The sequence below is a fragment of the Paenibacillus monticola genome, assembly GCF_009664975.1.
Lineage (GTDB): Bacteria > Bacillota > Bacilli > Paenibacillales > Paenibacillaceae > Paenibacillus_AQ > Paenibacillus_AQ monticola.
Map to the genome: position 1 here is coordinate 229219 of NZ_WJXB01000007.1, position 13702 is coordinate 242920.

Annotated in this window: 9 protein-coding genes; 2 read left to right on the forward strand and 7 right to left on the reverse strand. The window is 47.3% G+C overall.

Going from position 1 to position 13702, the window contains the following annotated elements:
- Positions 1-42: 42 nt before the first annotated feature.
- Positions 43-828, reverse strand: coding sequence for an ABC transporter ATP-binding protein (locus GJB61_RS18855; RefSeq protein ID WP_154120566.1), 786 nt, complete (start codon positions 826-828; stop codon positions 43-45).
- 9 nt (positions 829-837) lie between these two features.
- Positions 838-1650, reverse strand: a complete 813-nt coding sequence (locus GJB61_RS18860) for a creatininase family protein (RefSeq protein WP_338115942.1) — start codon at positions 1648-1650, stop codon at positions 838-840.
- A 288-nt stretch (positions 1651-1938) separates the two neighbouring features.
- Between GJB61_RS18860 and GJB61_RS18865 the strand changes: the two genes are divergently transcribed.
- Together GJB61_RS18865 and GJB61_RS18870 are read left to right on the forward strand one after the other, a co-directional pair.
- Positions 1939-2715, forward strand: a complete 777-nt coding sequence (locus GJB61_RS18865) for a DeoR/GlpR family DNA-binding transcription regulator (RefSeq protein ID WP_154120568.1) — start codon at positions 1939-1941, stop codon at positions 2713-2715.
- Positions 2716-3274: 559 nt separating this feature from the next.
- On the forward strand, positions 3275-4936 hold the full coding sequence (locus tag GJB61_RS18870) for a cellulase family glycosylhydrolase (protein WP_154120569.1): 1662 nt from the start codon (positions 3275-3277) through the stop codon (positions 4934-4936).
- 282 nt (positions 4937-5218) lie between these two features.
- Here GJB61_RS18870 and GJB61_RS18875 read toward each other — a convergent pair whose 3' ends face one another.
- From GJB61_RS18875 to GJB61_RS18895, 5 genes are all read right to left on the reverse strand, one after another.
- On the reverse strand, positions 5219-6163 hold the full coding sequence (locus GJB61_RS18875; protein ID WP_229522009.1) for a DUF1848 domain-containing protein: 945 nt from the start codon (positions 6161-6163) through the stop codon (positions 5219-5221).
- A 145-nt stretch (positions 6164-6308) separates the two neighbouring features.
- Complete coding sequence (locus GJB61_RS18880; RefSeq protein WP_154120570.1) at positions 6309-6854, reverse strand: methylated-DNA--[protein]-cysteine S-methyltransferase; 546 nt, start codon at positions 6852-6854, stop codon at positions 6309-6311.
- 19 nt (positions 6855-6873) lie between these two features.
- The gene (locus GJB61_RS18885; RefSeq protein ID WP_154120571.1) at positions 6874-7458 is read right to left on the reverse strand and encodes a bifunctional transcriptional activator/DNA repair enzyme AdaA; all 585 of its coding nucleotides are present in this window, start codon (positions 7456-7458) and stop codon (positions 6874-6876) included.
- A gap of 194 nt (positions 7459-7652) precedes the next feature.
- Positions 7653-8297, reverse strand: coding sequence for a sensor domain-containing protein (locus GJB61_RS18890; RefSeq protein WP_154120572.1), 645 nt, complete (start codon positions 8295-8297; stop codon positions 7653-7655).
- A gap of 357 nt (positions 8298-8654) precedes the next feature.
- Positions 8655-13616: a discoidin domain-containing protein gene (locus GJB61_RS18895; RefSeq protein WP_154120573.1), complete on the reverse strand. Its 4962-nt coding sequence runs from the start codon at positions 13614-13616 to the stop codon at positions 8655-8657.
- Positions 13617-13702: the final 86 nt, after the last annotated feature.

Below are 13702 nucleotides of genomic sequence, written 5' to 3' on the forward strand. Positions count from 1 at the left end.
AAAAGGACGACGAAACCGTTTCTTCTTGTATGAGTCAGTGACTCAGTGCTTCAGCGCATCTGAAACGGAGCGGACGATCTGCCCAAATTCTGGGGTGGTTCGGAAAGATTCGCTACGTGGAAACGGGACAGGTACGTCAATTACTGCGGCTATCTTTCCAGGTCTAGGTGTCATGACAGCAATTCGAGTAGACAAAAATACAGCTTCAAAAACATTATGCGTGACGAACAATACGGTCATTTCCTGATCTTGGCTCCAGAGGTCAAGTAGCTCAAGCTGAAGTGTCTGCCTAGTAATCTCGTCCAGTGCGCCAAACGGTTCGTCCATCAGCAGTAGCTTCGGTTTGGATATAAGCGCTCTGGCAATCGAGGCCCGCATCTTCATCCCCCCGGACAGCTGTCTGGGCATGGATTTCATGTAATCCTTCAGTCCCACTAACTCAAGTACGCGTTCTGCTTCCAATTGACGTTCCTTACGCGATAAACCACGTATCGCCAACGGAAGGGATACGTTGTCAATAACAGAGCTCCAGGGCAACAACGTATGGTCCTGGAAGACAAAGGCCGTATCACTCTGCTTGCGGGCCTGCTTGGGAGTAGTTCCCATGACCTCAAGTGTTCCATCCGTTGGTCCAGACAAGCCGGTGATCATCTTGAAGATCGTCGACTTGCCGCAGCCAGAGGGGCCGACAAAGCTGAGAAACTCGCCTTCGTTAATGGAGAGATTCACGTCTTTAACAGCGACGGTTCCGTCGGGATACACTTTGGACAGTTGTCCCATGCGCACCCTTTCTTTTCTAACCGCAGTCAATTCCATATGTTGTTGCATCTCCTCTCCTTATTCCTTCAAAGATTCCATGTCAAATGTTGCAATCTCCAGCAGAGCCTCTGCCAGAAGCGGTCCCGCCTTGTTCAGCATGGCCTCTCCCCGCTCAGGGCTCGCTTTGGTTGCATCGCCAGCGATTCCGCTGAGAGAGATATCTTTCATCACCCAAGCAAAAGATTTGGAACGGAAGGAGAATGATGTCGACTGGGGAAACCTCGGCATCTCCCGTAGAGCCAATTCAGGATGAACCCATTCCGGGCAGACTGCCATGACTAGAGAGGTCTCCACGTCTCCCGCGTGAATGCCGCTTGCCTTCTCTTCGTCGTCAGTAAATGAATCACTGTAATGGACCGAACCCGGATCAAGACGATACACGGCAAGTCCAGTTGCGATACGAATCTCCCTCGCCATCATGCCAAGTAAGTCAGCGTTGCCGCCATGCGTATTAAACAGCAGCAGCTTCTTAAATCCGCTGCTGGCGACGGATGCGCTAATATCCTGAAGCACCATCATTAAAGTTTGGGCTGACAATGTGAACGTACCTGGAGATTCAGCGTGCTCGGTACTTTTACCGTAATTAATAGAAGGAAGTAGCCAGATCGGGGCATCCTCGGGAAGGTATTTGAAAGCTTCCGCGAGCAATGCCTCCCCCAGCAGTGTATCTGTGTAGACAGGCATATGAGGTCCATGCTGCTCAATGGCACCTACAGGAAGGACGATCAGCACATCCTCCTTCGGCATCGTTTTGATTTCCTGAGTCGTCAGTCTTGGTAGAAAATGGCGATCAAAAGCATTTCCGTTATATCTGAATCCCAAACTACTCACCTCATACTTCAAATTTTAAATATGTTACATAATATAACATAGTAGCACGAAATTGTTCTCCTATTCTGGTGAATGCTGATATTTTAAGCTGCATTCAGTATTCGGAGTCACTTAAAATAACATTTGTATATCATATATATCACACAAACGAAAGCTTGCATAGCATTAATTCACATCAAACGAACATAATTTCTCAATTTCTTACTGACAACTGAACATTTGAAAGATATAATTGTTAAAAATACTGGTAAAAATGCGATTATACTGATTTAGGGGAGGAATCATCACATGCTCATGGGAACAAGACAACATGAAATCATGAAGTTGCTTGAGCTTAAGCAACAAGTAACGATCATAGAACTTGCAGAGGTGTTCAAAGTCTCGCAGATGACTATACGCCGTGATCTGGACCAATTGCATTCTGAGGGCAGAATTCAGCGTTCCCACGGTGGAGCGGTTAAGGTCAAAAGATTTATGGGCGCCGATTACGATCAACGGGCGAACGAAAACAAAGCTGAGAAACTTGCCATTGCAAGGGAAGCCGTGAACCATATCGAGGATGGGATGAGCATTATTCTGGATGCAGGGACAACGGTCGCGGGGATGGTGGAAGAATTAGAGAAGTTCAAAGGTCTAAAAATCATTACCCGTGATTTGCACACGGCACTGCTTCTCTCCAACGAAGAGAGATTCGGCAGTTTCGACGTCTACTGTACGGGAGGCCGGTTAAGCAAGTGGGCTTACAGCTTAGACGGCATCTATACGGAGAAGATGCTTGCTTCTTTGACAGTGGATGTGGCCTTCCTTACTTGTGAAGCCATTTCTCATGCCAAGGGAGCTATGGCCTGGTCGCCCGTGCTAGTGGGTGCTAGACAGAGCGCGATGAACGCGGCTGATAAGAATATTCTACTGGTCGATTCGACCAAGTTCAGTTATAACTCACTCGCGATCTTCGCCAGTCTTGACTCATTCGATGAGATTATTACGGAGAGTGGACTTGATGAAGACGAAGCAGATGTTTATACGAATGCTGGCTACCCGCTTCGCATCGTGCCTGTCACGTAGTCGCCCCAACAGAAACTAAACCCAAAAGAAGACTGTAGACAAATAGGGTATTCAGAACTTGTCCCTAAGTGCTGATACCCTACAAAATGAGGAAAATGACTGTAAAAGCACATATGGTGAAATCCTGCGAATTCATGAGCCTGAGTGAGAAAACTAAATCATATTAAGGGAGCTTAACATGAATAAGCAGATAGTTTAGTTTAGTGTCGGACACAGTAAATAGGCACGAGGCGACCCACATATTTTTCTTATTTCACGTTGTGTTTCAGTCGGCTATGATAGTTGTTCATGTTCTGAACGCCCGCCATGAATCCGTACTAAGTACGTTCTAATTTGATAAATGACCGCCAATCGCTTCATCCATTATTTAGTCCGAATATGTCCTCCTCCTCCCCCAACTCCCAGAATGGCTTCTGTAGTATCAGCAAGCGTTCCCTATCGCAAATCCATATCGTAACATATATGCCATAGTTTATATAAAATAAGCTGAATACGCTTTCGTTCCTCCCGTATGATATACAGTCTGATCTTATCAACAAGACAATAAGGAGGAGAACGAATGTCGTTTAGCCTGAAAAAGCTTGGCAAGGTTCTTTTAGTATGTGTGCTGCTTGTAGGTGGATACGCCTACTCGGGAAGCAGCGTTAAGGCTGAAGGTGGCGAGGGGTACTATCACACCGTAGGCAACAAAATCGTGGATTCAGCCGGAAACACGGCTGTATTTAACGGACTGAACTGGTTTGGTTTTGAGACCGGGAATTATTCACCGCATGGGTTATGGTCGCGCTCTATGGATGATATGCTGGATCAGGTGAAAGCGAAAGGTTATAATCTGATCCGTCTACCTTTCTGCAGTCAGATGTTCGATGCCAGTTCACAAGCTAATAGTATTGACTATGCCAAGAATCCCGATCTGGTAGGATTGAAGCCCATTGAGATTATGGATAAATTGATAGAAAAAGCCGGCAACCGCGGTATACGGATCTTCTTGGACCGTCACCGTCCAGACTCCGGCGGACAATCGGCATTGTGGTATACCCCTGCCTATCCGGAAACGCGGTGGATCAGCGATTGGGTCATGCTGGCAGGGCGGTATCTTAACAATCCAACAGTCATAGGGGCGGATCTGCACAATGAACCGCACGGCGATGTCAGCTGGGGCACCGGGGATACCGCGACCGATTGGCGTCTCGCCGCCCAGCGGGCGGGCAACGCGATTCAGGCCGTCAATCCACACTGGCTGATTATAGTCGAGGGCATCGAGAAGAACGTGCAAGGCAATACCAGCAGCTATTGGTGGGGCGGAAATCTGACCGGAGTACGGAACTATCCCGTCGTGCTGAATGTGCCCAATCAAGTCGTATACTCCCCGCATGACTACGGTCCAGGCGTCTCTTCACAGACCTGGTTCAGCGATCCTAATTTCCCTGCCAATATGCCGGCACTGTGGGATGCAACTTGGGGATATATCAGCAAGGAAGGCATCGCGCCGCTGATTGCCGGCGAATTTGGTGGCCGCAGTGTAGATACCGCTTCGGTGGAAGGTCAGTGGCAAAATAAGCTTGTTGATTATATCAACACAAACCATCTGTACTGGACCTACTGGTCGCTGAATCCGAACAGCGGTGATACCGGCGGGCTGCTGCTTGATGACTGGGTTACCTGGAATGCTCCCAAGCAACTGATGTTAGACCGTATCATGAAGCCGGTTGTATTTAATCCAGTCGGCGGCATTCCCGGCGGAGAACCGCAAACGGATGTGGTTCATGTCACCCCACTCTACCGCATCGGTGAGACCGGAACCACTGTCAATTCAATAAGAGCCAACCTGCAGCTTAGTAGCAGTTCAACGATCTCGATTCCGCTAAGCGAGCTGTCCGTCCGCTACTGGTATACGAGCGATGGAGGCACGGGCCAGACTGTAGAAATCGACTACGCCGCTATGGGAAAAAGCAATCTCAACACATCTATCGTTCCGCTAGGCACGCTGATTACCGGAGCAGATACTTACGCTGAGTTTTCTTTTGGAACGGGTGCGGGTACACTTTCGGCTTCAGGCAATAGCGGTGATATCCAATTCCGCATTTATAAAAATGACTGGTCTAACTATAATCAGGCCAATGACTATTCCTTCGCTCCCACTTTGACGAGCTATACCGCCAACAATCGGATTACGATTTACCACAAGGGTGTTTTGATTTATGGCGAAGAGCCGAAATGAAACAAACGTTGTTGAGCAAAAGGGCACCTGCTAGTTCCAAAGATAGCGAGAGTCTGATGCGGCTGCAGAATCTGTATGACAGGTGCAGCCGGAGGCCGTGTTTGTGGGAGGCGTCCACTGACTCCGATCGGTATGACGGTGGCTGATTTTTACTCCTATAATTAAAAAAACCACGCTAGGCGTGGTTCACAAAAGAGATATATAAGTTACCCGCAGGCATAAACGCTCACCTCCCTGGTGTGCTGCCTGCGGGTATTACTATTTTCCAGCAATAAAATCTAACTAGAACAAGGTCAACTGCGTTATTTTCTGCGACTTTGCCGTCCTGTCGGTAACCAAATGGTCAGGGTTCGGCTCCCCAATCAAAATGGGTGATTTTTTATTGTGTTGCCGCATATTTTTCAACACGGTATCTTGGCTTGTCGTGGCGTAGCAATACATACAGCCGTAGGAGCAGCTGTCATAGCTGCCTATATCAACACTTTCTACACATCCGCAGGCCATACGTTGATTTGGGTCTTTTTTAGCACGAATGGGGCAGCCGATTATCTCCTCCACCATACTTTGATCAATACAAGCAGCATGAGAAATTCCGAATGAGCTAAGATCAATCGTCTCCGAACAGGTAGATAAGCTTAGCTGATATTCACTTGCGATTGTGGAAAAGCCTTCGGCGATGCGGTTCATATTCAACTCATTTACCTCATCCTCCACTATGCCCTTCACCCTCTTCTGAACCTTTGGATAAAGGTCAATATAGCTGAAAATACACCTGTGGGTATACTTTCCAAGCTCATCAGCCATCTTCCCAAAGGCATCCAGATGATACTCCACACTGAACTCCGTATTAATTATCACAGGATCATAACGCCAAACTATTCGCTCGGGACCGATCTGGTCACTAAGTCTTTTGAAGGTTTCCATAAGCTCAGCTTTAGGAGGCAAACCTTTCTCAACCTTTGTATCATAGGGTGTTAGCGTATATTGAAAGTAAAATGGGTAGCCCATTTTTTCTATGATATCCAGCTTTTTAAGCATCGGTTTTGGATTTTTCGTCCAGAACACGAGGCAGTCTATTACTTCAGGGTTTAAATTGATCCGACTGGTGCGGTTTGGATTTCTCGGATTTTTCACTAGAACATACCCTTCCTGGAGCCGATTCATGAACCAATCTGAATAAAAACCAGGAATATCTGTTCGTCTGCTCGCACTAATGATCAGTTTCATCACCTCATTTCATTTCTTTGATTCCGCTGTTGATTTGCGTTTCATGCTGCAAAAGTCTAATAGTTCTCATCTATTTGTTCAAATATCTGTGTTCTGATCGATTTCCCCACTACTATACTACTCCTTGTCATTGATTTCGGCAGCCTTACACTACTTCGTTTGGTCTGATATATGCCGTCCCTTGTTCCAAATTCAGCAGTCGGGACTTCATGTCCAGACCCCCTCGATAGCCAGTAAGGTTGCCATTCTTGCCAATAACGCGGTGGCAGGGAACTGTAATCAGGAGCGGATTTGCCCCAATCGCCGTTCCCACAGCACGGACAGAAGTTGGTTTCTCAATATGCAGGGCAATGTCCGAATAGGACCAGGTCTCTCCATAAGGTATTTCACCGAGCGCTTTCCATACCATTAGCTGGAACGGCGTTCCACGGAAATCAGCCGGAAGTGTAAAGTTCCTCCGCTCTCCTTCCAAATATTCGATCAACTCTCCCACATACGGCTGGAGCTTGGCATCATCCTGAGTCAATGGGCTGCCCGGGAAACGGGGGTTGAGCCATGCTTCCATTTCTGAAAAAGGTTTGTTCTGGGAGCCAATGTAGCTCAACCCATGGTCTGTCGCGGCCATATATAAGTTCCAGTCCTGATATGCCAACAAAGTCCAATATAACTGTGAGTTTATTTTAGTATTCATGATTAGCTACCTCCAATTTTTATTGTATCGCGTTACTCGCTTCCTGCTGGTGCTGCTGACGATACTGAGTAGGCGTACAGCCCGTTCTTTTTTTGAACAGAGTTGTAAAATAGGGGGTATTCGGAATTCCAACCTTCCGCGCAATATCAGTCACAGCCATATTTGTATGGACCAGATACTCGGAAGCCTTCTCGATTCTCTTTTGCTGTATATAGTCCAGGGGAGTCTTTTCCATAATATTCTTAAAGGTGCGGTGTAAATGATACGGACTGCCGTGGCAGGTTTCGGCTAGGATCTCAAGCGTTAGAGGCTCTGTAAAGTTGTGCTCAATATACTCCGTTATGACGGAGACCCATTCCTTGTCCGGTAGTCTTTCTCCGGTTGGCTTACATCGTTTGCAAGGCCGATACTGGGCGCTTAATGCTTCTTGTGCATTCTCAAATATACGAACATGTTCTTGCTTAGGCAGTCTGGACTTGCAGGAGGGTCTGCAGAATATTCCAGTCGTCTTAACCGCATAGAAAAATTCTCCATCGCATGAAACATCGTTATTCAGTATAGCCTGCCATTGTTCCTCGCTCAACTTCTGTTCTCCATTGGTCATCACAATTACCTCCATTGACGACAGTATACCCCTGCCAAGGGGCATTTGTACGCATTTTGGAATGTAAGAGCAAGATAGTGAAATACAAGAATTAGTGTTGTAAAAAAAAAGAAAACCCGCAATTTATGCGGGTTCCAGTAAACACGTGGTAGGAGAACGGTTATGTAGTGTTAATCATTTGGGGGCGTTTTTTTTCAAAGGGTTGTTGAATGATCTTGTGTACGTGCTACTGCCTGAATCCATGCGGCATAAAGGCGACCCATTGCTCTTAGGAACAGCGGCACCAGCAAGACTAGAACCAGCCCGATACCGCCGACTGCCCAGGCCCGTTCGGATGCATCCAGGTCTGTAAACAGAAACGACAGTACAGGGTCGTAGGAATTCAGATCAAAGGGAAGTGACCATTCTGTACTGATCTTGAAGGCTAGAGGGGTCAGCATTACGGCAACCGCCGTAACTGGCAGAACGATGGCAATGGTAAAGCTCGCAATCCCTATAGGAAGTTGCGCTAAACTGTACACAACCGCCCGATATGTCCGTGCTTGACTGAGGACAGTGACTAATGACCGCCATCCCTGCCAACGCAGTTCCGATAGATGATCTGTGGAGGATGGTTGCTGCTCTTTGTTGGTGAGCCACCGTCCCACCTGTTCCCCTTCTTTGGTCATCATCCGTTGACATGTCTTAAGTGTCAATGCCAGTAAAGGCAGTCCTACCCATAACAGGATTAACGGCAAGCTGATACAGATGCCGGCTACCGCGATCACAAAGGCTAAGATTCCCTTCGGCAGGGACATCAAAAGCATCGACCAGCTATGTAGAGCACTTTGTTTCTTCATATACGAAAACCCTCCTCTTACCAGTTAACTTAAGTATAGAGGGGGATTTATGTTAAAGCATCTACCTACAGACGGATCTTATTCTAGACTTAAGTCTAGGATGAACAATATCATCCACTGCTGGATTGAAGTAAAGGATCTATTCGACCTTTCAACAAAAGAGGTCATCGGACGAGTAACTCTTGCAAACGCAAAGATACTCAGATTGCCATTGCAACAGGCTGCACAGCGATGATTAAGCCCAACGAACTTAGCGCAATCCAGACGCAATTAATTACTGAATGTTGTTATTAAGCTACAATCAGTAAAGAAACCCACCAGGACCTGGTGGGTTTCAATGTTACACTATCAAGTTAGCTATTTGTAAAGATTTAACTCCGATACAGACCACCACCACGCGGGTGCTTCCTTCGTTTGAATAATTTTTACATAACGAGCGCTCTGCAGCGGGAAGGTTTCCACGATAGACTTCGAGGCTGCTTCATTCTCCGCTACCAGGCTCCAGTTGACTCCGTCTTTGGACACAAGAACTTGGTAACCCCGGCCGTAGTCATTCTCACTATTGCCAGAGTTTAGAGTCAGTTCACGGAAGTTTTGTAAACTGCCCAGATCTAACTGAATCCATTGGCCTGCCGTTTGTGGGGCTCCGGTAGTCCAGCGGCTGCCCTTATCGGCATCCAGCATGTTAGCTGCTGGGGCATCACTGGCATACGTGGATGCCGTTACTGTCCATGGGGAGCGATCGAGCGCAATTGGCTCGTCAAGCACTTCCTCAGGCAGATCGTCATCCTTAGTAAATACCTTGAGTTCGGAAATGGACCACCAGTGAGAATCTGCTGCCGTTTGTACTACCTTAAGATAGCGGACGGTCTGCAGCGGGAACGCTGCAGTTACGAAGGAATTCTTGCCTTCACCCGAAGCGACAGTACTTCCCCAGTTTTTCCCGTCCTTTGAGACGTAAACCTCATATCCATGGGCATAATCATCGCGATTGCTCCCGCTGTCCATGACGATTTGATCAACCGCTTGTTCACTTCCCATATCAAGTTGAATCCATTGGCCATTGGTCTGCTCATGGCCTGAAGACCAGCGTGTATTTTTGTCACCGTCCAACATAGCGGCAGTACTTTCACCGCTCGTTGTGGATGAAGTCAACAGCCAGCCATTTGATGCAACAAGCTTTTGTTTACCAATGCCATAATTATGGACGGTAAGCTCGGCGACCGACCACCATTTGTTCGCTTCACCCGTTTGCAGGAGCTTAATATAACGAGCGTTTTGTGTCTTAAAGGATAACGCCATCGTACCCGGCGCACCCTTGCCGGAAGCTACCGCAGTTCTCCACTGCTCCCCGTCATCGGAAACCACAATCTTATATCCACGAGGATAGTCATCAGCGGAATTTCCAGGGTCTAAAACGATAGAATCAAAGCTCTGCTTGGACCCCAGATCGATTTGAAGCCATTGGCCATTCGTCTGCTCACGACCGCTTGACCAAAGAGTGGCTGCCGAGCCATCCAGTATATTTGCTGTAATGTCAGAAGCATACGTGGAGGAAGCGGTGATCTTCCAACCTGAACGATCTTCGAGCGAGCTTTCAGGATGTTCGATCAATTTTTTGCCGAATTTGGCAATCTTCAGTTCAGCGATGGACCACCAGTTGTCAGCAGAGTCCTTTAGAGCAATTTTAATGTATCTTGCCGTTTGGGGAGTCATCGCTACTGCCAGACTTGGAGAAGTGCCTTTTCCGTTTGCAACAGCATCCCCCCAGTTCACACCGTCACTAGATACCAACACTTCGTAGCTATTCGCATAATCACCGTAGCTGGTACCTGAATTCATAAACAGTGTGTCAAAGGTTTGTTCAGAACCCAAATCAATTTGGAGCCAATCCGCCCCGTTCTGCGCCCGTCCTGATGACCAGCGCGTATCCAGCTTACCGTCCACCAGATTGCTGACCGGTTCAGAACCTGCGGAAGTGGTGATCACCCAGTCGGAGCGGTCAAGGTATTGAACGCCATTTGACGGATCTGGAGCATCCACAACCGTAACTTTTGTCGGATCAACAGAAACCAATGCGTTTGGATACACGGTTGCAGAGCCTAAGACACCAGTCGCATTGTAAAAATGAATTGTTTTGGAGCTTCCCGAAGGATTCCAGATTTGCGCAGTATAGCTGTCTGCTTTTTTATAGACTGTTACCGCCGGGTCGTCTGCCCAAATATCCATCGTCCGGCTGCCCAGTGTCGCCATGCTGTGAACGAACCAATAGGCGTTAAATGCTTCATTTTGCTGCATGTTAGTCGTATCCCATTTATCCAGTACCGTTTGCGGATCACTAATCGATTCAAAAGGCCAGATAATATGCTGCCATGTATTTTCTGGTTGGCCGAGATCCTTGATTAAGCCTGTATACAAACTTGCAGCCTTTTCAGGCTCACGTCCATAATAGGTCATCCATTCCGCAGGCGGTAGCCAATGAATGCCATATATGCTCTGCGGATCTCCGGAGAAGAACGTACCAAACAGATAGGCACTTCCGTACACCTGCCCAACCGTGGCATGATCATAGCCTTCCACCCAGTTGTCATGGTCATAGTTGAACCAGTATTGCTCTACTGCCTTCTCTTCTGTCGTAAATCCCCAGATGCCAGCATCCCGATAGGTGTTATTCTCGGTGACCAGCCCCCACATGTATTCGCCAACCCAGCTAAACAAGGCTTCACCTGCAGCCTCTTGGTTATTACCGCTGCGGTTGTCGGCGTAGCCACCAGCCCATGAATGGCCTTCATAAGGATCGAAATTACGGAACCATGGGAATTCGCTATCCGTTTTGGACGGATTAGCATAGTCGCGAATCAGTGTTTCTACCATATCGCCATAGTCGTTGAGGAATCCCTTATCATATGTGGCAAGAACAGCAGAAGCAAAGATGTAGTACCCATATGTAAAATGATGATCAGTTAATCCGGTATTTACGCCAAAGCCGCTGGCATAAGGAAATACTGAGCCCCATTCCTGCGAGTAGTGAAAATAATACGAATGAAGCGGCTCATCCGGTGAATAAGTGTACCAATCGGTCAAAATGGTCTTCAAATCAGCAAGATAGCGGTCTCTGCGTTCGGTGTCACCCAGTTGATCGCTTATAAGCACTGCCAGCGATAATGGATGCAGCTTCTTCCCTTGCCAATATGGATCGGCGATCATTAAATTCCCGGTCAAATCCGCATCCAGTTGATCCAAATAAGCGATCAATTGAGCTCGGGAATATGTCGAATCATCGGGTTCCACGAACTGGGGGATTATTCCGTAGAAGCGGTCAGAGGTTGTAAAAGTATTGCCTTCAGCAACCTTGAGAACGCCACGGATGGATGGATACGTCATCTCTGTTAGAGGTGTGGATGAAATTTTCCATTGATGCGGCAGCAGTGCCATGATCGTATCCTTGGAGAATCCCGGCCGTTTCAGTTCCGTAACGGAATGAAAGCTTGTGGATACCATCGAAGAAGCTTGATCATATTGGTAAGCAACTTCTGTATTGGATACGAAAGCATAGGCATGTTGATAAAATTCATTTAATTCAAGAGCAGAAGGTAGCGTAGCAAGCGATAAATAATCGCCATCCCCACTGAGCTTGATTTTAATCGTATTGCCAAGCTTCATAAATACAGTTCCCGGAGGAGCAAATATACCGTAGCTGCGGACGAATGTCTGCGGAGTAGGCGCTTTGTCCTTATTGGTCACTTCGATTCCGATGTGATCTGCTGTCACAACATCACCGTCATTTACCAAGACAGGATTGTTATTGTCGTCAAACAGACGAGTCATTACCGGTGATTGAATAATTATTGCATCGGGATTCTCGAACGTATTGTAGAGAAACGGGGAACCTTTGACAAAAGTAGTACTCATCTTTGCCGTATCGTCATCACTTAAGATGACACTGGCCGAATAATCGCCATAACCGGAAATTTTCGTTTCCATATCCGCCGGGTTAATGGTGTTTGTCGACAAATACAGATCTGGATCGCCATCAGCATCCATCGAACCTCCATCAGCGGAAGCATAACCGGCACCGGGATTCAGTATAGCCAGCCCCTGTTTGGTGTAGCGGTTTTTAAACGGCAGTGTAATCAGACTATTACCATCCCCAAGTTTGGAGATTAGGATCGATTGCCACCAGTCGTTGGATGGAATCGGCGCATCAATGTCTGATGTCCGGTATTTAGGATTTTTGGGTTCAAGCTGGGTGATATCATTAATCTCATAACTGCCTGCTCCGACCTGAACCTTGGAGGCAACAGGAATGTCCGGAATCTCGTAAGTAGATTTTGGATCTCCGTCACGGTATGTATGCACCTCAAAGTCAAACAGGGAATAACCATTAGTACCTGCGCGCCCGATACCCACCATTTTCACATAACGCGCTTTGGCATAAAGGGGGATCGTCTCCTTACCGCCAGATCCATTTAATTGACGGTAAATCGTTGTCCAGCTTTGTGCGTCATCAGATACCTGAATATCGTAGGCGCGACCATAAGCTGCTTCCCAATTAAATACGACGCTGCCGATTTCACTTTTCTTGCCCAAATCGACGTAAATCCACTCATTCTCTTTGAAAATAGACGCCCAGCGGGTATTCGAATCCCCGTCTGCGGCGTTGATAGCCAAATAATCCTTTTCCTTCATCTTGGCTTTATCCTCAGCCGATCGGCTAGGCTCATCAATCTCCAAAGAAGAAGCAACTACTGGCTTATTCTTAGCAATATTGGCAGCATCCGGTTTTGGAGGCAAGTTGATGCCGCCGGTTCCATAAACATTGAACTCCCAAATGGAGATGCCGTAGTTCTGCTGTGCACGTTTCGAGCTGTATACACGGACATAGCGCCCCTTTGCCGAAACAGCCTCATCGGTTAGTCCACCCTTGCCTTCTACAGTGGAATAGATAGGACTCCAGTTGATTTCATCTTCGGAAGTCTGAAATTCAAAAGCTGTGGAATATGCACCTTCCCATTGAACTGAAACTCTGGATATCGAAGCACTGGCTCCAAGGTCCACATAAATCCATTGCGGGTCCTTCTGCCAGACACTTTCCCACCGCGTAGAATTATTTCCATCTACGGCCAAATCCGGGGTGCCCCCGCCAAGTGAAGAAGAAGCATACACGGGCCTGTTCAACGACAGCAGATAATCCGTAGCCTCTGCGTGAACAGCTGTGGCAGGTACAGCTGGGACACTGCCGATCAACAAAAGCAATGTAATTAAAATATGTGCCCACAAAAAGTGGGGCTTTCGCTTGTGTGTAAACGAGTTCTTCATGAGTTCTCTCCTGTATCCAGTAGTGAGCAGTTGATTTCGATGAATTCAACTGCTCCAAAACAGTTTATCGGCTGGCAGGAGGATAA